Origin of the sequence: Nocardiopsis sp. NPDC057823 (assembly GCF_042797335.1) — a bacterium.
GTDB classification, from domain to species: Bacteria; Actinomycetota; Actinomycetes; order Streptosporangiales; family Streptosporangiaceae; genus Nocardiopsis; species Nocardiopsis changdeensis.
On sequence record NZ_JBHVLR010000014.1, the window covers coordinates 166,537 to 185,772 of the forward strand.

At 76.4% G+C, this 19,236-nt stretch carries 20 protein-coding genes; 17 read left to right on the forward strand and 3 right to left on the reverse strand.

Annotated elements, in window-relative coordinates; all coding sequences use genetic code 11:
- The first annotated feature begins 62 nt into the window (after positions 1–62).
- Genes ACFVNO_RS22000 through ACFVNO_RS22010 form a run of 3 tightly spaced genes read left to right on the forward strand, consistent with a single transcriptional unit; the run spans position 63 to position 1,983 of the window.
- Positions 63–743, forward strand: coding sequence for a YceI family protein (locus tag ACFVNO_RS22000; protein ID WP_378895389.1), 681 nt, complete (start codon positions 63–65; stop codon positions 741–743).
- Positions 744–745: 2 nt separating this feature from the next.
- A complete protein-coding gene (locus tag ACFVNO_RS22005) occupies positions 746–1,276 on the forward strand; it encodes a sigma-70 family RNA polymerase sigma factor (protein WP_220561928.1) in 531 nt (176 codons plus the stop codon).
- Positions 1,273–1,983, forward strand: a complete 711-nt coding sequence (locus tag ACFVNO_RS22010) for an anti-sigma factor family protein (RefSeq protein ID WP_378895393.1) — start codon at positions 1,273–1,275, stop codon at positions 1,981–1,983. Before ACFVNO_RS22005 ends, ACFVNO_RS22010 begins: the two co-directional genes overlap by 4 nt.
- 12 nt (positions 1,984–1,995) lie before the next feature.
- Here the strand turns inward: ACFVNO_RS22010 and ACFVNO_RS22015 are convergent, their stop codons facing one another.
- Together ACFVNO_RS22015 and ACFVNO_RS22020 are read right to left on the reverse strand one after the other, a co-directional pair.
- A complete protein-coding gene (locus ACFVNO_RS22015) occupies positions 1,996–3,345 on the reverse strand; it encodes a TIGR01777 family oxidoreductase (protein WP_378895396.1) in 1,350 nt (449 codons plus the stop codon).
- 108 nt (positions 3,346–3,453) lie between these two features.
- Positions 3,454–4,233: an alpha/beta hydrolase gene (locus ACFVNO_RS22020; protein WP_378895399.1), complete on the reverse strand. Its 780-nt coding sequence runs from the start codon at positions 4,231–4,233 to the stop codon at positions 3,454–3,456.
- A gap of 162 nt (positions 4,234–4,395) precedes the next feature.
- On the opposite strand from ACFVNO_RS22020, the gene ACFVNO_RS22025 reads away from it, so the two are divergent.
- From ACFVNO_RS22025 to ACFVNO_RS22085, 13 genes are all read left to right on the forward strand, one after another.
- The gene (locus tag ACFVNO_RS22025; RefSeq protein WP_378895402.1) at positions 4,396–4,908 is read left to right on the forward strand and encodes a TspO/MBR family protein; all 513 of its coding nucleotides are present in this window, start codon (positions 4,396–4,398) and stop codon (positions 4,906–4,908) included.
- A 215-nt stretch (positions 4,909–5,123) separates the two neighbouring features.
- On the forward strand, positions 5,124–6,113 hold the full coding sequence (locus tag ACFVNO_RS22030; protein WP_378895405.1) for a substrate-binding domain-containing protein: 990 nt from the start codon (positions 5,124–5,126) through the stop codon (positions 6,111–6,113).
- Between the two features lie 46 nt (positions 6,114–6,159).
- Positions 6,160–7,680 (forward strand): sugar ABC transporter ATP-binding protein, encoded by a 1,521-nt coding sequence (locus ACFVNO_RS22035; RefSeq protein WP_378895408.1) that lies wholly within the window; start codon positions 6,160–6,162, stop codon positions 7,678–7,680.
- Between the two features lie 14 nt (positions 7,681–7,694).
- Entirely contained in the window at positions 7,695–8,705 is a 1,011-nt protein-coding gene (locus ACFVNO_RS22040) for an ABC transporter permease (protein WP_355264699.1), read from the forward strand.
- 20 nt (positions 8,706–8,725) lie between these two features.
- Entirely contained in the window at positions 8,726–9,814 is a 1,089-nt protein-coding gene (locus ACFVNO_RS22045; protein WP_378895411.1) for a zinc-binding dehydrogenase, read from the forward strand.
- Positions 9,811–11,019: a DUF4380 domain-containing protein gene (locus ACFVNO_RS22050; RefSeq protein ID WP_378895414.1), complete on the forward strand. Its 1,209-nt coding sequence runs from the start codon at positions 9,811–9,813 to the stop codon at positions 11,017–11,019. Before ACFVNO_RS22045 ends, ACFVNO_RS22050 begins: the two co-directional genes overlap by 4 nt.
- A 71-nt stretch (positions 11,020–11,090) precedes the next feature.
- On the forward strand, positions 11,091–11,846 hold the full coding sequence (locus ACFVNO_RS22055) for an SDR family NAD(P)-dependent oxidoreductase (RefSeq protein WP_355264983.1): 756 nt from the start codon (positions 11,091–11,093) through the stop codon (positions 11,844–11,846).
- A gap of 22 nt (positions 11,847–11,868) precedes the next feature.
- The gene (locus ACFVNO_RS22060; RefSeq protein ID WP_220561936.1) at positions 11,869–12,600 is read left to right on the forward strand and encodes a FadR/GntR family transcriptional regulator; all 732 of its coding nucleotides are present in this window, start codon (positions 11,869–11,871) and stop codon (positions 12,598–12,600) included.
- A complete protein-coding gene (gene dgoD / locus ACFVNO_RS22065; RefSeq protein ID WP_220561937.1) occupies positions 12,597–13,742 on the forward strand; it encodes a galactonate dehydratase in 1,146 nt (381 codons plus the stop codon). The genes ACFVNO_RS22060 and dgoD overlap by 4 nt, the downstream gene beginning before the upstream one ends.
- A gap of 14 nt (positions 13,743–13,756) precedes the next feature.
- A complete protein-coding gene (locus ACFVNO_RS22070; RefSeq protein ID WP_378895417.1) occupies positions 13,757–14,617 on the forward strand; it encodes an SMP-30/gluconolactonase/LRE family protein in 861 nt (286 codons plus the stop codon).
- Positions 14,614–15,594 (forward strand): sugar kinase, encoded by a 981-nt coding sequence (locus tag ACFVNO_RS22075; RefSeq protein ID WP_378895419.1) that lies wholly within the window; start codon positions 14,614–14,616, stop codon positions 15,592–15,594. Before ACFVNO_RS22070 ends, ACFVNO_RS22075 begins: the two co-directional genes overlap by 4 nt.
- Entirely contained in the window at positions 15,587–16,183 is a 597-nt protein-coding gene (locus ACFVNO_RS22080) for a bifunctional 4-hydroxy-2-oxoglutarate aldolase/2-dehydro-3-deoxy-phosphogluconate aldolase (RefSeq protein WP_355264708.1), read from the forward strand. Before ACFVNO_RS22075 ends, ACFVNO_RS22080 begins: the two co-directional genes overlap by 8 nt.
- Before the next feature lie 115 nt (positions 16,184–16,298).
- Positions 16,299–17,477 (forward strand): saccharopine dehydrogenase NADP-binding domain-containing protein, encoded by a 1,179-nt coding sequence (locus ACFVNO_RS22085; protein WP_355264711.1) that lies wholly within the window; start codon positions 16,299–16,301, stop codon positions 17,475–17,477.
- A gap of 9 nt (positions 17,478–17,486) precedes the next feature.
- Here ACFVNO_RS22085 and ACFVNO_RS22090 read toward each other — a convergent pair whose 3' ends face one another.
- Positions 17,487–18,323 (reverse strand): sulfite exporter TauE/SafE family protein, encoded by an 837-nt coding sequence (locus tag ACFVNO_RS22090; protein WP_355264714.1) that lies wholly within the window; start codon positions 18,321–18,323, stop codon positions 17,487–17,489.
- A 65-nt stretch (positions 18,324–18,388) separates the two neighbouring features.
- Here ACFVNO_RS22090 and ACFVNO_RS22095 point away from each other — a divergent pair, with 65 nt between their 5' ends.
- The gene (locus ACFVNO_RS22095; protein ID WP_355264717.1) at positions 18,389–19,168 is read left to right on the forward strand and encodes a helix-turn-helix transcriptional regulator; all 780 of its coding nucleotides are present in this window, start codon (positions 18,389–18,391) and stop codon (positions 19,166–19,168) included.
- Positions 19,169–19,236: the final 68 nt, after the last annotated feature.

A 19,236-nucleotide genomic window follows, 5' to 3' on the forward strand; every position in this document is an offset into this window, starting at 1 on the left:
GGGGTGAGGAGTCGGACGCACCGGGTGCGGACGACCGGTGATCCACGAACCCGAGGGGGACCATGCGAACCGGAACGAAGATCGCGGTCGGGGCGGGCGCGGCCGTCGTGGTGCTGGGCGGGGCGGCCCTGGTGTTCGGCCCCGGCCTGTACGCGGGGATGAACGCCGACCGGGCCGCCGAGGAGCCCGCCGTCGACTCCCCCGGGGTGGCCGACGTGACCGATGTGTCCGAGTTCGACGGCGACTGGACCGTGGCCGGGGGCGAGTCCTACGCCGGGTACCGGGTGGACGAGGTGCTCCAGGGCGAGGACGTCACCGTCACCGGCCGCACCCCGGACGTGACGGGCACCGTCTCCGTCGCGGACGGGTCGGTCACCGCCGCCGAGATCACCGTGGACATGGCCACGGTCGCCACCGACAGCGACGCCCGCGACGCGTACTTCCGCGACAACGCCCTGAACACCGACGAGTTCCCGACCGCGACGTTCGCGCTGACCGAGCCGGCGGCCGTGGAGCCGGGCACCGAGTCCGTGGCACTGGTCGGGGACCTCACCGTCCACGGGGTCACCCTGCCGGTGACCGTCGATGCCGAGGTCGGCCTCACCGAGACCGGGGCGCGGGTCGCCGGGAGCGTCCCCGTCACCTTCGCCGACTTCGGCGTCCAGGCCCCCGACCTCGGCTTCGTGTCCGTGGAGGAGGCCGGCGAGGTCGAGTTCCTGCTCGACCTCGTGCAGAATCCGTGACCATGGACCCGCACGGCCCCGGCGGGCGGGCGGGTCCCCGGGAGGACCTGCTCACCGCGCTGCACGCGGCGCACGCCGACAGGCTGCACCGGTACGTGCTGCGGCTGACCGGCGACGTCCCCCTGACCCAGGACGTGGTCCAGGAGACCCTGCTGCGCGCCTGGCGCCGTCCCGAGGTCATGGCGCGCGAGGAGGGCGCCGTCCGGGCCTGGCTGTACACGGTCGCCCGCAACCTCGTCATCGACGAGAGGCGCAGCGCACGGCACTCCCGCGAGCTCACCACCGACCGGCCGCCGGAGAGCCCCCAGGCCGACCGCAGCCAAGCGGTGCTGGACGCGTGGCTGGTCTCGGACGCCCTGTCCGCGCTGTCCGCCGAGCACCGGGCCGTGGTCGTGGGGGCGTACTACCGCGGCCGGTCGGTGGAGGAGCTCGCCGCCGAGCTGCGGATCCCGGCGGGGACCGTCAAGTCCCGCCTGCACTACGCCCTGCGCGCCATGCGCCTGGCCCTCCAGGAGAAAGGAGTCTCGCCATGACCTCCCTGGTGGCGGGCGGGGGCGACCCGTACCGCGAGTGGGACGGAGCGTACGTCTTGGGCGCGCTGAACCCGCGGGAGCGCCGCGAGTTCGAGGAGCACCTGCTGGTCTGCGGCTCCTGCCGGGAGGCCGTCGCGGAGCTGGCCGGCATGCCCGGCCTGCTGGGCGCGGTGCCCGCGGAGGAGGCCCTGGCCGCGGCGGACGGCCCGCCCGCGCCCGGGGCGCCGGACGCCGTCCCGCTGGCGTCGGTGGCCGCGGCGGCCCGGCGGCGCCGGAACCGGGGCCGGGCGCTGCTGGCGTCGGTCGCGGCCGGCGCGGTCCTGGCGGCCGGGGCCGGCGGCTGGGCCGCGGGCCGGGGGGCTCCGGAGCCCGCCGCGCCGGTGGCGCAGGCGCCGCGGACCGTCGAGTTGAGCCCGGTGGGCGAGGTCGAGCTGCGGGCGTCGGTGACGGCCACCCCCACGGCCTGGGGGACCCGGTTCGACTGGACCTGCGACTACCCGGCCAGCGGCGGGGACGAGGGCATCGTGTACACGCTCGTCCTGGTGGACGAGGAGGGCGGGCGGTCGACGGCGGCCACATGGTCGTGGTCGGAGTCCGGCTCCCCCTCGGGGCTGGGGGCCTCCACCGCGCTGCCCCTGGACCGGATCGACAGCGTCGAGATCGGCCTGGCGGGGACCGGGGACGCGCTGGCCTCCGGCCGGGTGTGACCCGCCCCCGGGTCAGGACCGCACGGCGCGGCCGAACAGGTGGGCCAGCGCCCCCTCCAGGTACGGGTACCGGAACCGGTGGCCCGCCGCCAGCAGGCGGGTGGGCACCACCCGCTGGTCCGCCAGCGCGACCTCGTCCGCGCCCTCCCGGCCCAGCACGACCGCCGGGGCCCACCCCGGGACGGGCAGGAGCGCCGGGCGGCGCAGGGTGCGGGCGAGGGTCCGCGCGTGGTCGGCGCCGCGCACCGGGTAGGGGGTCACCCCGTTGACGGGGCCCGACAGGTCCTCGTCGAGGACCGCGCGCACGTAGACGTCGGACAGGTCGTCGGCGCCGATCCACGACAGCCACTGCCGCCCGTGGCCGATCCGGCCGCCCAGCCCGGCCTCGAACAGCGGGTACTGGAGTCCCAGCACCCCGCCCGCCGGGGTCTGCACGATGCCGGTGCGCACCTGGACGCACCGCACGCCCGCGGCGACGGCCGGGCCGGTCGCCGCCTCCCAGTCGGCGACCAGGTCGGCCAGGAACCCGTTGCCGCGGGGGCTGTCCTCGGTGAGCACCTCGTCGCCGCGGTCGGGCCCGTAGTAGCCGATCGCGGAGGCGGTGACGAGCACGCGCGGGCCGCCGTCCCCGGCCCGGGCGGCGACCAGTTCGGCCAGTGCCCGGGTGGGCCCGACCCGGCTGGCGCGCAGCGCGTCCTTGTGCCCGTCGGTGAAGCGGCCGAACAGCGGCTCCCCCGCCAGGTGCACCAGGGCGTCCACTCCGTCGAGCAGGTCGGGGGCGGGTGCGGCGGGGTCCCAGCGCCGTTCCCCGGGGTCGCGCGGGTCGCGCCGCACCAGCCGGACCACCCGGTGGCCGGAGGTGGTGAGCAGCGCGCACAGGTTGCGGCCGACCAGGCCGCCCGCCCCGGTGACGGCGACGGTCACCGGGCGGTCCGACCAGGCGCGGGAGCGCTCCAGTGCGGCCAGGTCGTCGGCGAGCTGGGCGTGCCGGTAGGCGAACATGGGCCGCAGCACCGCGTCGGGCAGGGAGGTGGCGACCCGGTCGACGACGCGGGTGCCGTCCCCGTCCTCCTCGAAGTCGTGGGCGTGCGTCCACCGCAGCACCGCCGACAGCGGCGGGGCGGCCAGCCGGTCGGCGAAGCGGCGGGGCGGGTCGTAGCGTTCGGGCAGGTGGGCGGCGACCCAGCGCAGGCCGCCGGGGAAGGTCAGCACCGCCGTCCCGTCGCGCAGGGAGTCGGCCTCGGCGGTGAGCCGGACCGGCTGCCAGGGCGGGCTCAGGCGCGCGAACGCCCCCGGCCGCCCGTGCCAGGCGAAGACCTCGTCCCGCGGTGCGGGCACCACGCTCTCGTACCGGAAGACCATGCCGCTCCTCGCGTCGTCGCCTCGCGGCCTCGCCGCCTGTGGACACGCTAGCGCGGGAGCGGCCGCAGTCCAGCGGACGGGCCGGGCGGGGCCCGATCCGCCGGTTCCTCAGTCCCGCCCCTGCCCCGGGTCCTGTGCGAGGAAGGCGGTCACGGCCTCGGCCAGGGCGCCGCGGGCGTCGGTGTCGGAGATCCGGGCGGTCCCGTCCCCGGACTGGTCCCCGTAGGCGCCGAACTGGGCGTGGTTCATGCCGTCGATCTCCACGCGTTCCGCGTCGGCGGGCAGGTAGGGGCCGTTGGCCTCGATCGTCGCCGGGTCGGACAGGGCGTCCTCACTGCCGGAGACGGACAGCACCCGCAGGTCGTCGCGCTCGGCCAGCCCGGCCCCCTCGGTGGCGTAGGAGCCCCACAGCACGAGCCCTGCGAGGGCGAGGTCGGGGTCGCCGCCGGCGTGGGAGGCGGCCATGGCCCCGCCGAGGGAGTGCCCGCCCAGGTACCAGCGGTCCACGCCCTCGCCGTGGGCGGCCGCGGCCTCGTCGGCGCGGTCGGGGTCCAGAACCGCGAAGTTGAGGGGCATCCGGGGGATGACCACGGTGACCCCGGTGTCCTGGACGATCGGCGCCCAGGACGCGGCGTAGGCCTCGGCCTCCACCCGGGCACCGGGGTAGAACACGACCCCGGTGCCGTCCCCGCCGTCGGCGGGGGCGAGGACGACGGCGTCGTCGGCGATCTCGGTCCGCACCCCGGGCAGCGCGAGGGCCTCCCCCAGGGGGGCGGGCTCGGCGCGGTAGGCGTTCAGGCCCCAGGCCGCGAACCCGCCGACCGCCGCGGCCAGGAGGGCGAGGACGACCGCGGCCGCGATGAGCGTCCGGCGCAGCGCGGGGCTCACCGGGGCCCTCCCGCGGTTCCCGGGAGCCGGGAGTCCGTCACTTTCAGTGATTCGATCATCGCTTTTCGTGGATTTAGCACGGAATCCAAGATACTTTCTTGTCAGGACTTCCGGCGACGGACACGTCCGCCGCCGGTGCACGCCACGACCCCGGAGGTCTCCATGGGAACCGCAGCACCCCGCGACACGGACCCGCGCCCCTCGGTCCCGGCCCAGGCCGCGGCGCTGGCGGTACTGCTGGCCGCGGCCTTCGGCAGCGCCCTCATCGGCGTCCTGGCCAGCCCCGACACCGCCGGCGAGTACGTGAGCCTGACCCGGCCCGGCTGGGCCCCGCCCTCCTCGGTGTTCGGTCCGGTGTGGACCGTGCTGTACGCCGCGATCGCACTGGCGGGGTGGCTGGTGTGGCGGCGGGGAGCCCTGCGCGGCACCGCCCTGGCCCTCTTCGCGGGGCAGCTCGTCCTCAACGCCCTGTGGACGCCGCTGTTCTTCGCGGCGGGCTTGCGCGGCACCGCCCTGGCGGACATCGTGCTGCTGCTCGCGCTGATCACCGCGACGATCGCGGTCTTCCGGCGAAGCTCGGCCGCCGCCGCCCTGCTCCTGGTCCCGTACTGGGCGTGGGTGGCGTTCGCGACCGCGCTCAACGCCGCGATCTGGTGGCTCAACCGGGGCGCCTGACCCCCGGGAGCCCCCCGGCACGACCCCGGAAGGCCCCGCGGCACACGGCGCCCCGCCGCCCGCCGCGGGGCCTCCCCATGCCCCCAGGTACCCGAAAAAATAATTAATTACTATTTATTCTTGACGTTACCTGGACCACTCTGACATGCTCTTCCGCAGTTGAGGAAGGCGTTCGCGCAGGTGAGCACGTACGCCCTACGCCAAGGAGGTCCCCCATGGGCAGACGGCCACCACGACGGCCGCTCGCCGCTCTCGCCGCCGTCATGTGCGTGCTGGTGCTCGCCGGCTGCGGCGCCCGGCTCGGCGAGGACGGGCGCATCGGCGTCGTCTACATGGACGCCCAGGGCTTCTACGCGGGGGTCCGCCAGGGCATGCAGGACTACGCCGAGGGCTCGGGCAGCGAGATCCAGCTGCTGGAGCTCAACGCCCGCGGCGACGCCTCCGAGGAGAGCACCTTCGTCGACATCGCCTCCTCGGCCGACGTCGACGCCCTGGTCCTGTCCCCGGTCTCGGCCACCGCCTCCATCCCGGCCGTGCGCCTGGCGCACGAGAGCGGGGTGCCGGTGGTCTGCTACAACACCTGCATCGAGGACGAGGCCGCACGGGAGTACGTCACCTCCTACATCCTGGGCGACCCCCACGAGTTCGGCCGCCTGCTCGGCGAGGCCGCCGCCGACCACTTCGAGGCCGAGGGCGTGGACGACCCCTCCATCGCGGTCCTGAACTGCGAGTTCGTCGAGGTCTGCGTGCAGCGCCGCGAGGGCTTCGAGGAGGCGCTCTTCGACCGCCTGCCCGATGCCGAGATCGTCGCCAACCAGGAGGGCGCCACCATCGACGAGGCCGTCGACGTGGGCGAGCGCCTGCTGACCGCGCACCCCGACCTCGACGCCTTCTACGGCGAGGCCGGCGGCGCCACCATGGGCGCGGTCCGCGCGGTCACCAACCGGAACCTGGCCGGGGAGGTCGTGGTCTTCGGCAGCGACATGTCCACCGACGCCGCCCGCGCGCTCGCCGACCACCGGATCCTCAAGGCCAACGTCGACATCTCCGGCACCGCGGTCGGCCTGCTGGCGGGCGAGACCGTCCAGCGCATCATCGCGGGCGACGCGCCCGAGGAGTTCATCACCCCGGCGCCGATCGACCTCTACACCACCCCCGAGGACGGCCAGGAGTGGCTCCAGGCCCACCCGGACGGCATCCCGTGACCGGCCCCCGTCCCACCGTCCGTCCCGTCCCACCCGTGGAGCACCCATGAGCGACACCCCAGCCGCGGCGGCGCCCGACACCGAGGTCGTGGCCCGCGTCCGCGGAGCCACCAAGAGCTACCCCGGCGTCACCGCCCTGGACGGCGCCGACTTCGAGATCCGCGCCGGAGAGGTCCGCGCCCTGCTCGGGCGCAACGGCGCCGGCAAGTCCACCCTGATCCGGCTGCTGTCGGGTGTGGAGGCGCCCGACACCGGCGACATCGAGATCGGCGGCACCCCGCTGGCCGGCGGCGGCATCCGCCGGGCCGCCGAACTGGGCGTGGGCACCGTCTACCAGGAGCTGAGCCTGGTCCCGGAGCTGTCGGCCGCGGAGAACCTCTATCTCGGCTCCTGGCCGGGCGGGCGCGGCCGCATCGACTACGCCGCCATGCGCGCGGGCGCCGAGGAGGTCTTCGCCGAACTCGGCGTCGGCATCCCCCCGAGCGCCCGGGTCGGCGAGCTGCCGCTGGCACAGCAGCAGCTCGTGGAGATCGCCCGCGCCTTCCGCGCCCGGCCCCGGCTGCTCATCCTGGACGAGCCCACCAGCGCCCTGGCCGCGGCCGAGGCCGAGACCGTGCTGGAGGCCGTCGCACGCGTCGCCTCGCGCGGGGTGGGGGTCATCTACGTCAGCCACCGGCTGGACGAGATCCGCCGCGTCGCCGACACCGTGACCGTCATGCGCGACGGCGCCGTCGTGGAGACCGTGCCCGTCCGGGGCGCCACGACCGCGCACATCGTCTCCCTCATGCTGGGCGAGGGCGGCGCAGAGGAGCAGGCCCCGCCGAAGCGCCGCGCCCGCACCGGGGACACACCGCTGCTGTCGGTCCGCGGCCTGTCGGTGCCGCCCAAGGTCGAGGAGGTCTCCTTCGACCTGTACCCGGGCGAGGTCCTGGGCCTGGGCGGCCTCATGGGCTCGGGGCGCACCGAGCTCCTGCGGGCGCTGGCCGGGTTCGCCCCCTCCAGCGGCACCGTGGAGGTGGACGGGGCGCCGGTGGCGCGCCCGACCCCGCGCGCCATGCGGCGCCTGGGCGTGGGCATCACCCCCGAGGACCGCAAGGGCGAGGGCGTGGTCCCCCTGCTGGGGGTCTCCGAGAACATGGTCATGACCTGGTTCGGGGGCGCCTCGCGGGCCGGCACCGTGCTGCCCTCGCGGGTGTCCTCCATCGGCCGCGACCTCATCGGCCGGCTGTCGATCAAGGCCGCCGGCCCCGACACCCCGATCGTCAACCTCAGCGGCGGCAACCAGCAGAAGGCCGTCATCGGCCGGTGGCTGCACGCCGGGAGCCGCATCCTCCTCCTGGACGAGCCCACGCGCGGCGTGGACGTGGAGGCCAAGGCGCAGATCTACGGCATCGTCCGCGAGCTCGCGGAGCAGGGCGCGGCCGTCCTCTTCGTCTCCAGCGAACTGGAGGAGCTCCCCCTGGTGTGCGACCGCGTACTGGCCCTGCGCGCGGGGCGCCTGCACGGCGAGTTCACCGGCGAAGACATCACCCTGGACAACATCATGGCCGCCGCGATGGCGGCGTGAACGGCGAGGTAGCAATGACCACCACCACCAAGGTCACCGGCGCGGCGGTCCCTGCCCGCGGCGACTTCATCGGCCGCCACGGCCACCGCCTCAACGAGATCGGCCTCCTGGCCGCCATCGCGCTCCTGTACATCGTCCTGGGGCTCACCGCCTCCGGGTTCCTGAGCCTGGACAACCAGCTCGGGCTGCTGCGCAACGCCGCCACCATCGGCATCGCGGCCTGGGGCGTCACCCTGGTGATCATCGCCGGGGAGATCGACATCAGCATCGGCCCGGCCGTCGCCTTCGCGTCCGTCATCGTCGCCACGGGCGCCACCGAGTGGAACCTGGGCGTGATCGGCGCCATCCTGGTCACCCTGGCCATGGGCGTGCTGTGGGGCGCCCTCGCCGGGTGGCTCAGGGCCCGGTTCAACGTGCCGTCCTTCATCACCACGCTGGGGCTGTGGAGCGTCCTGGGCGGCATGGCCCTGTACATGACCGACGCGCTGCCCGTCCCGCTGCCCGAGAGCGCCCTGCTCGACGTGCTCGGCGGGTCCGTGCTCGGCATCCCCACCGCCGCGCTCGTCATGCTGGCCCTCTTCGGCGTCTTCGCCTACGTCGCCAAGTACACCGCCTACGGGCGCTCGGTCTACGCCATCGGCGGCAACGCGGCGGCCGCCCGGCTGGCCGGCCTCAACGTCACCCGGGTCCGCGTCCTGCTGTTCGCGACCACCGGCCTGCTCGCCGCGATCACCGGCGTGCTGCTGGCGGCCCGCCTGGGCTCGGGCAACGGCGGCGCCGCCGCCGGCCTGGAGTTCGACGTCATCGCCGCCGTCGTCATCGGCGGCACGGCGCTGGCCGGCGGGCGCGGCTCGCTCGGCGGCACCTTCCTGGGCGTCGTCTTCATCACCGTCATCGCCAACGGCCTGGTCCTGCTCGGGGTCAACTCCTTCTTCCAGGACGTGGTGCGCGGCCTCATCATCGTCGGGGCCGTCCTGATCAACGTCGTCATCAGCAGGCGCAGCGCCGCCAACCGGCTCGCCTAGCCCGAACGGGGGGAACAACAGTGAACACGAAGGACTCCGGTCCCCTGCCCGCCACCATGCGCGGGGTGCGCCTGCCCGGCGACTCCACCGCGGTCGTGGACACCCTGCCCGTGCCCGAGCCCGGACCGGGCCAGGTGCTGCTCAGGGTCGGCGCCTCGGGCATCTGCGGCAGCGACATCGGCTACATCTACCGCGAGCACAAGACGCACCGCGGCATCGACGGCCCCGCCTACCGGGGCGTCGTGGCGGGCCACGAGCCCTCGGGCACGGTCGTCCGGACCGGCCCCGGGTGCCGCCGGTTCGGCACCGGCGACCGGGTCATCGTCTACCACATCGCGGGCTGCGGGCTGTGCGACAACTGCCGCCGCGGCTACATGATCAGCTGCACCGACCCGGGCCGGGCCTCCTACGGCTGGCAGCGCGACGGCGGCCACGCCGAGTACCTGCTGGCGGAGGAGTCGACCCTGGTCCCGCTGCCCGACGAGCTGTCCTTCGTGGACGGCGCGCTCATCGCCTGCGGGTTCGGCACCGCCTACGAGGGCCTGCGGCGCATCGGCGTCAACGGCGACGGCGACCTCCTGGTCGTGGGCCTGGGCCCGGTCGGGCTGGCCGCGGGCATGATCGGCCGCGGCATGGGCGCCGCCCGCGTCATCGGGGTGGAGCCCGCCGACAGGCGCCGGGAGTGGGCCCGGTCCCTGGACGTCTTCGACGCCGTGGCCTCCCCGGAGGAGGCGGCCGAGGAGATCGGCCGGGTCACCTCCGGGCGGGGCACGGCCACCGCCATCGACTGCTCCGGCTCCCGCGCGGGCCGCTCGCTCGCCCTGGAGGGTGCGGCCGAGTGGGGCCGGGTGTCCCTGGTGGGCGAGGGCGGCACCCTGGAGACCGAGGTGTCGGACACCCTGCTGCACAAGCAGCTCACCCTGTACGCGTCGTGGGTGACCTCGCTGCCCGCCATGGCCGAGCTGTCGGTCAACCTGGTCCGCTGGGGCCTGTCCCCCGAGCGGGTGGTCTCGGACCGCTTCGAGCTCTCCGAGGCGGACGCCGCCTACCGGCTGGCCGCGGGCGAGAGCCGGGGCAAGGTGTGCCTGGTCAACGGTGAGGCCGCGTGAGCGGCGTCGAGGTCCGCCGCGAGGGCGCGGGGGCGCACGAGCGGATCGTCCTGGACAACGGGGCGGTCCGGCTGACGGCCGCCCCCGGCCTGGGCGGGCGCCTGCTGTCGGTGCGCTTCGGGGGCCGCGAGCACCTGTACCGCAACCCGCGCCTGCTGGACGCGGACCTGCGGCCCGTGGAGGGCGTGGAGCTCGGCCCGGTGGACGGGCCGATGAGCGTGTGGAACAACGTGGGCGGGGACAAGACCTGGCCCGCGCCCCAGGGGTGGGACGGGCCCGGCCAGTGGGCCGGTCCCCCCGACCCCGTCCTGGACTCGGGCGCCTACACGGCCGAGACCGTGACCGCCCCCGACGGCTCCGCCGTGCTCACCCTGACCAGCGGGGACGACCCGCGGTCGGGGCTGCGCCTGCGCCGCCGCATCACCCTGGAGCCCGGCACCGCCGGGTTCCGGCTGGACCTGGAGGCGGCCAACACCTCCGGCACCGCCCGCCGGTGGGCGCTGTGGAACGTCACGCAGATCGACGGCTCCGGCGCCGGCCCGGACGCGGGCGGCGTGTTCGTGGGGGTGGGCGGGCCGGGCCCGCACACCGTCCCGCTCGTGGCGGGCAACGGCAACCCGGAGGTCCTGGGGCACGCCCCCGGCGTCCTGCGGGTCCCCGCCCAGGACGTGGTGGGCAAGGTCGGCTTCCCCACGGCGACCGGGTGGCTGGCCCACGTGGGCGCCGCGGGCACCCTGACCCAGCGCTTCGCCGTGCGCGGGGAGGCCGAGTACCCCGACTCCGGGTCGCGCGCCGAGGTGTGGCTGGAGGCGCCGGTGGAGCGGCCGCTGGAGCACCTGGGCGGGCTGTGCCCGGTCGACCGGGTGACCGAGGTCGAGGCGCTGGGCCCCCTCACCGACCTGGCGCCGGGCGCCGCCACGGCCCTGACCATCGCCTTCGGCCTCGGCACGGGCACGGGGCCCGTCGCCGGGGTGACCCCGGACGGCTTCTGGGGGGAAGTGCCCCACTGGGCCGGGCCGGGGACCTCGCCCGCCCGCCTGGCCGGGACGTTCACGGCCCTGCGGGCCGGCTCCCTCGTGCACCGGGCGTCCGGCACCGAGCTCGCGCGGGCCCTGCCCGGCGAGCCCGTCCGGTTCGACGCCCCGGTCCCCGGGGCCGGGGCGGACACCCCGACCGACGTGGACTTCGCCCCGGAGCAGCGGTGACCGGACCGGCGCCCCGGGGGGACCGGCGCCCGCCGGGCGCACCCACCGACCGACCAGGAAACGGAGTGAGCATGACGGACGGCAGGCACACGGGGGCGACCGCCGTGGTGACCGGTGCGGCGCAGGGCATCGGGGAGGCCACCGCGGCCCGCCTGGCCGCCGAGGGCGCCTCGGTGGTGCTGACCGACCTGTCCCCCGCCGTGGAGGAGGCCGCCGAGCGCATCCGCGCCCGCGGCGGCCGGGCCCTCGCGCTGCGGGCCGACGTGGCCGACGAGGCCTCCTGGACCCGGGTCGTGGACCGGGCCCGCGCCGCCTTCGGGCCGGTGGGGGTCCTGGTCTCCAACGCGTACACCTTCGAGCAGGCGCCCGCCCACGAGACCTCGCTGGCCTCCTGGGAGCGCCAGCTCTCGGTCAACCTCACCGGCGCGTTCCTGGGGGTGCGCGCCTGCCTGGAGGACCTGTCCGTGTGCGGCGGCAGCGTCGTCATCACGTCCTCGGTGCACGCCTGGTTCGGCCTCCCGGGGCGTCCGGCCTACGCCACCACCAAGGGCGGGCTCACCGCCCTGACCCGCCAGCTGGCGGTGGAGTACGGGCCGCGCGTGCGCGTCAACTGCGTGCTGCCCGGCCCCGTGCTCACCGCCGCCTGGGAGGGGGTGGGCGAGGAGGATCGGCGCGCCAGCGTCGAGCAGACCGCGGCGGGCCGCTTCGGCGACCCGGGCGAGGTCGCCTCCGTCATCTCCTTCCTCGCCTCCGCGGAGGCCTCCTACGTCACCGGCGCGAGCCTGCCGGTCGACGGAGGGTGGAGTATCTACAAGGCGTCGTCGTAAGGCGCCCGGAACGGAGGATGTGATGGCGGCCTACTCGGGGCGCGGTGTGCACGGCCAGACGGTGCGGTTGCTGGGAGAGCGCGTGCTCTCCGGCCGGATCGGCGAGGGGGAGACGATCGACCTGGCCGCGCTCAGCGACGAGCTCGACCTGAGCCTCACCGCGATCCGCGAGGCGATCAAGGTCCTGGCGGCCAAGGGCCTGGTGGGCTCGCGGCAGAAGAAGGGGACGTTCGTGCGCCCCCGCGGCGACTGGAACCTGCTCGACCCGGACGTGGTCCGGTGGCAGATCGCCGCGGGGGCCGGCGACGTCTTCTTCCGCGACCTGGCCGAGCTGCGCGACGCGCTGGAGCCCGCCGCCGCCCGGCTCGCCGCCGTGCGCCGCACCGACGCCGACACCGCCGAGCTGCGGGCCGCCCTGGAGGAGATGGCCCTGACCGCCGACGGCCCGGCCGAGGAGGCCGTCAGCGCCGACCTGCGCTGGCACCGCGCCCTGCTGGCCGCGACGCACAACGAGCTGTTCACCCGCACCGACGTCTTCTTCGCCGCGGGGCTGTCCGAGCGCGACCGCCTGGTGCACGGGGGCGCCCACAAGGACCCGGTGCCCAGCCACGGCGCCGTCACCGACGCCGTGGCCGCCGGGGACCCCGCCGCGGCCGAGGCCGCCATGCGCTCCCTGCTCGCCCAGGCCCGGGAGGACCTGCTCCGCGTCACCGAGGACGACGCGCACGAAGACGATCTGGAGAGACCGCAGTGAAGATCACCCGTATCGAGACCTTCCTGGTCCCGCCCCGGTGGCTGATGTGCCGGGTGGAGACCGACGAGGGTGTCGTCGGCTGGGGCGAACCCGTGGTGGAGGGGCGGGCCGAGACCGTGCGGGCCGCCGTCGGGGAGCTGTCCGACCTCCTGCTGGGCCAGGACCCCCGCCCCATCGAGCACCATTGGCAGCGCCTCACCAAGGCCGCCTTCTACCGCGGCGGCCCGGTGCTCTCCAGCGCCGTCGCGGGGCTGGACCAGGCGCTGTGGGACATCGCGGGCAAGAGCCTGGGCGTCCCCGTGCACCGGCTGCTGGGCGGCCCGGTCCGCGACAGGGTCCGCGTGTACGGCTGGGTCGGCGGGGACGACCCGGCCGAGCTGGCCGACGCCGTCGCCGAGCGCGTGGAGTCGGGGCTGACCGCCGTCAAGATGAACGCGGCCGGGATCGTGGGCCGCTCCGCCACCGTCCGGGAGATCGACGGCATCGTCGAGCGGCTGGCCGGGGTGCGCGAGGTGCTGGGCCCGGACCGGGACGTGGCCGTGGACTTCCACGGCCGGTTCAACGCCGCCACCGCCCGCCGCGTCCTGCCCCTGCTGGAGCCGCTGCGCCCGATGTTCGCCGAGGAGCCGGTGCTGCCCGAGTACGGGCACCTGCTCGCCGACGTGGTGCGCAGCAGCCCGGTGCCGATCGCCACCGGCGAGCGGCTGTTCGGCCGGAGCGAGTTCCTGCCCGCGCTCCAGGCGGGCATCGCGGTCGCCCAGCCCGACCTCTCCCACGCGGGCGGGATCTCCGAGGTGCGCCGGATCGCCTCCCTGGCCGAGACCTACGACGCGCTGCTGGCCCCGCACTGCCCGCTGGGGCCGCTGGCCCTGGCCGCCAGCCTGCAGGTCGCCTTCGCCACGCCCAACTTCCTCATCCAGGAGCAGAGCATGGGCATCCACTACAACCGGGACGCCGAACTGCTCGACTACGTCCTGGACGCCGGCGTCTTCGCGTTCCCCGACGGGCACATCCACCGCACCGAGGCCCCCGGCCTGGGCGTGGAGGTGGACGAGGACGCCGTGCGGCGGGCGGACCGCACCGGCCACCGGTGGCGTCCCCCGGTGTGGAGCCACGCCGACGGCTCCTTCGCGGAATGGTGAGGGGAGCGGAGCACATGACGGTCGAACCGTGGAGCGCGGACCGCTTCGAACTGGGCGAGGGGCTGCGCCTGCACGGCCCCGACCTGCTGATGGTGGACATCCTCACCGGCCGGCTCCTGCGGCTGGACCCCCGGGAGCCCGGACCCGCCGGGACGGTCGCCGCCCTGGACGTCCCGCTGGGCGCGGTGGCGCCCGTCCGGGACCGGCCGGGCGCGTACGTCGCGGCGGCGGGCACCGGCGTGGCGCTGCTGTCCGGGGGCCGCGTGGCACAGTGGCTGGCCCGCCCCGAGGACGGCGCGGCCACCCCGATGCGGATGAACGACGGCTGCTGCGACCCGCACGGCCGGTTCTGGGCCGGGTCGATGGCCTACGACGGCACCGCCGGCGCCGGGTCGCTCTACCGCGCCGACCCCGGCGGCCGGGTCACCCGGGTCCTGGAGGGCTACACCGTGCCCAACGGGCCCGCGTTCACCCCCGACGGGACCCGCATGTACCTGGCCGACAGCGCCGCGGGCCGCATCGACGCCTACGACGTGTCCGCGGACGGCGGGCCCGGGCCGCGCACGGTCTTCGCCCGTACGGACCACGGGAGCCCGGACGGGATGCAGGTCGACGCCGAGGGACACCTGTGGGTCGCGGTGTGGGGCTCCGGGCGGGTCCACCGCTACGACCCCGACGGGGCCCTGGAGCGCGTGGTCGAGCTGCCCGCCTCCCAGCCCACGAGCGTGTGCGTCGTCGAGGCCCCCGAGCCGAGGCTGTTCGTCACCTCCGCCTCGACCGGCCTCGCCCGCCCCGGCCCCGGCGACGGCGCCGTCTTCTCGGTCCCCGCCGACGTCCCCGCACCGCCGGCCAGCGCCTTCGGAGGGAACCCGTGACACCGCAGATCACCTGTGTCGGTGAGACCATGCTGCTGCTCACCGCGGCCGAGCCGCTCCCCCTGGACCGGTCCCCGCTGCTGGCCATGGGCGTCGCGGGCGCCGAGTCCAACGTCGCGTGCGGCCTGGCCGCCCTCGGGCACCGCGCCGCCTGGCTGGGCGGGGTGGGCGACGACCCCTTCGGGCGGATCGTCGTGGAGGGTCTGCGGGAGCGGGGCGTCGACGTGTCCGGCGTGCGGGTCGACCCCGACCGCCCCACGGGCCTGTTCGCCAAGGACGCGGCGCCGACGGGGAGCACCGTCCACTACTACCGGGCCGGGTCGGCCGGGTCGGCGCTCGGCCCGGAGGACGCCGGGCACCCGCTGGTGCGGACCGCGGGGGCGGTGCACCTGTCGGGGGTGACCCCGGCGCTCTCCCCGGGGTGCGACGCCCTCACCGAGAGCCTGCTGTCCGACCCCGCGCTGACGGTGAGCTTCGACGTGAACCACCGGCCGCGGCTGTGGGGCCCCGGCGAGGCGGCCCCCCGTCTCCTGGCCCTGGCCCGCCTCGCCGACACCGTCTTCGTCGGCCGGGACGAGGCCGAGGCGCTGTGGGGCACCCCCACCGCCCGCGACGTGCGCGGCCTGCTGCCCGAACCGCCCCGGCTGGTGGTCAAGGACGCGGGGAACGGCGCCACCGAGTTCGAGGGCGACCGCGAGATGTACGTGCCGGCGCCGCCGGTGGAGGTGGTCGAGCCGGTCGGCGCGGGCGACGCGTTCGCCGCCGGGTACCTGGCGGGGGGCCTGCGGGGCCTCGACGCCCGGGGGCGCCTGCGCCTGGGGCACCTGTGCGCCGGGCGCGTCCTGCGGGTGGCGGGCGACCTGGCCGCCCCTCCCCCGGCACGGCTGGTGGACGAACTCTTGGCGGTCCCCGACGAGCGGTGGACCGAGCGCGCTGCGGCGGCCGCGGCCGCCGCGGGAGGAGGAGCAGATGAGTGACGGGGGCCTGGACGGCCTGTTCGAGGGGCACCGCGTGCTGGCGATCCTGCGGGGCATGCCGGTGGAGACCACCGTCGCGCTGGCCCGGCGGGCGTGGGAGCTGGGGGTCACCGCGATCGAGGTGCCCGCGCGCGACGAGGCCGGCCTGGAGGCGCTGCGCGCGACCGTCCGGGCCGGGGCCGAACTCGGCCACCCCGTGGGGGCCGGCACGGTGATCACCCCCGACCAGGTGCGCGCCGTGGCACGCGCCGGGGCCGCGTTCACCGTCGCGCCGGGCTTCGACGCCGAGGTCATGGCCGCGTCGGAGGGGTCGGGCATGCCCCACCTGCCCGGCGTGGCCACGCCGACCGACGTGCAGGGCGTGCTGCGGGCGGGAGGGCGCTGGGTGAAGGCCTTCCCCGCGACGGCGCTGGGCACCGAGTGGTTCCGCGCCATGCGCGGGCCCTTCCCCGACGTGCGGATCGTGGCCACCGGCGGCATGGACGCGCACAACGCGCGGGAGTACCTCGGCGCCGGAGCGCGCATGGTGGCGGTCGGCTCCGCCCTGTCCGACCCCGAGCAGATCCCGCTCCTGGCCGGGCTCGTCTGATCCGGGCCCCGGGCCCGCCGGGCGCCGCCGCACGGGTTCGGGCGGGCCGGTGCGGCGGGCCCGGGCGCCCGCTGCCAGACTGGTCGGCGCAGCCGACCGATCCCGGGGAGTCACGGTGGAACGCGACCACGACCTCGTCCTGTTCGGCGCGACCGGGTACACCGGCGCGCTGACCGCCGGATACCTGTCCGTGCACCTGCCCGCCCGGACGCGGTGGGCGCTGGCCGGGCGCGACCGGGACAGGCTCGCCGCGCTGCGCGAGCGCCTGGCCGCGCAGGCCCCCGGGACCCCGCCGCCCGACCTGCTGGTGGCCGACGCGAGCGACGCGGGGTCTGTGCGCGCCATGGCCGCGTCGGCGCGGGCGGTCGTCTCCACCGTCGGCCCCTACTCCGTCCACGGCGCGCCGCTGGTCGCGGCCTGCGCCGCGGAGGGCACCGACTACCTGGACCTGTGCGGGGAGCCGGAGTTCGTCGACCGCATGTACGTCGAGCACCACGCCGCCGCCGTGGAGAGCGGGGCGCGGATCGTGCACGCCTGCGGGTTCGACTCCGTCCCGCACGACCTGGGCGCCCTGTTCACCGTGCAGCGGCTGCCCGAGGGCGTGCCGCTGCACGTCGAGGGGTTCGTGCGGGCCAAGGGCACCCCGTCCGGGGGGACCCTCCATTCGCTGCTGGGCGCGTTCGCCGACCCCGGCCGCACCCTGGCGGCGGCCCGGGAGCGGCGCCTGCTGGAGGAGCCGCCCGCCGGGCGGCGGGTGCGCGTGGACCGGCGGGGCGTGCCGCGCACCCGGCTGGCCCGGGGGTGGACGCTGCCGATGCCGTCCCTGGACCCGCAGGTGGTGGTGCGGTCGGCGGCCGCGTCGGAGCGGTACGGGCCGGACTTCTCCTACGGGCACTACGCGGCGTTCCTGCGCCCGGCCAGCGCGGCCGCGGCGGTCGCGGGCGTGGGCGGGCTGCTCGCGGCGGCGCAGGTGCCCCCGCTGCGCGAGCGGCTGCTGGCGCTGCGCGCCCCCGGCGAGGGCCCCACCCCCGAGCAGTTGGCCGCGGGCTGGTTCACGGTGCACTTCGCGGGCCGGGGCGGCGGGCGCCGGGTGTACACGCGGGTGTCGGGTCCCGAGCCCGGCTACGCGGGGACCTCGGTCATGCTCGCGGAGTCGGCGCTGTGCCTGCTGTACGACGACCTGCCCGCGACCCGCGGGCAGGTGACCCCGGCGACGGCCATGGGCGACGCCCTGATCGGGCGGCTGCGGGCCGCCGGGTTCGGGTTCGAGGTGCTGGACGCCGCCGGGGGCTGAGGGCCCGCCTCAGACCAGGAGCACGGCCACCAGGGCGAGCACGAGCAGGACCACGAAGGCGACGGCGTGCACGCGGTCCGGGACCCGGCCCACGTGGCGGCGGGCCACCGCGATGGCGGGCAGCGAACCGGCCAGCAGCAGCCCCGCGGCGACCAGGTCGACCGACCCGGCGTACCCGGACCCCGCCCCGCCGCCGCCCAGCAGCGCGTAGACCGCGGTCCCGGCCAGGGCGACGGGCAGGCTGAGCGGGTTGGCCATGGCGGTGGCCTCCAGCATGGGCAGCCCGCGGCGGCGCAGCAGCGGGACGGTCATGACGCTGCCGCCCACCCCCAGGAAGCCGGTCACCGCGCCGATGCCCGCCCCGACCACCGGGGTGGCCGCGCGGCCGGGGGCCCGCGGCGCCTCCCCGGCGGGGCGGGCGAGGAAGCCCCTGCGCAGCAGGCTGTCGGCGATGGTCACCACCAGGTAGGCGATGAAGAGCACGTGCTGGACCGCTCCCCCGGCCAGGGTGGCGGCCCACGCCCCGGCCGCGCTGCCCAGGCCGATGTAGGCGGCCAGCGGCCACAGGTGTTCGCGGCGCAGCCGCCCGGCCCGGTACTGGGCCCAGGTGGCGACCGAGGAGTTGACGACCATGACGGCCGTGGAGGTCGCCACGGCCACGGCCATGGCGTCCGTCTCCGGGCCGCCCCGGGCCGCCGTGACGGCGTAGACGACCGGGACGGTCACGAAGCCGCCGCCGAAACCGAAGGCCACGGTGGTGAGGCCGCTCAGGCAGCCCAGGGCCAGGAGCAGGAGGAAGGAGGTGAGCACCCGCTCCACGGTACGGGCGGGGCGGGTGGCGCGCATTCGGTGAAGCGACAGGAACGATCGCCGAACGGACACGGCGGGCCGGACCGGTAGGGTCCGGTGCCGTGCGCAACATCCCCGTCTCCGAGGTGGAGGACATCGACCGGCCGGTCCTGGCGATCGGCACGGACTACCCGCCCGGGTTCGTGCTGGCCCGGCACCGGCACCGCCGGGCCCAGTTCCTGTACGGCGCCACCGGGGTGATGCGGGTGCGCACCGGGGACGGCGCGTGGACGGTGCCGCCGCAGCGCGCCGTGCTCGTCCCGGCCGGGACCGCCCACGAGGTGACCATGGAGGGCGTGAGCACCCGGAGCCTGTACCTGGAGCCGGCCGCGGTCCCCTGGTTCCCCGAGCGCTGCCAGGTGGTGGAGGTGTCGCCGCTGCTGCGCGCCCTGGTGTCGGAGGCGGTGGACATCGAGCCGCACTACGACGGGCGGGGGCGGGACGGGGCGCTGGTCGGGCTGCTGCTGCACGAGCTGCGGCGGCTGGTCCCGCTGCCGCTGGACCTGCCGCTGCCGGTCCACGAGGGGCTGCGGGCCCTGTGCGAGGAGTTCCTGGAGGCGCCCGACGTGCACGACCCGCCCGCGCGGTGGGCGGCGCGGCTGCACGTGGGCGAGCGGACGCTGCACCGGCTGTTCCGGGCCGAGACCGGCATGGGGTTCGCGCGGTGGCGGCGGCGCGCCTGTGTGCTGCGCTCGCTGCCCGCGCTGGACCGGGGCGAGCCCGTCGCCCGGGTGGCCGCGGACCTGGGGTACGGCAGCCCGGCGGCGTTCTCGGCGGCCTTCTCCGCCCTGCTGGGCGCGCCGCCCCGGGACTACCGGGCGGCCGGCCGCCCGGTCCCCTGAGCCGGATCCGGGCCGTCCCCGGGCACGCCGCGGGGCCGTGTCGCGGGATCGGGCCGCGGGCGCGCGCC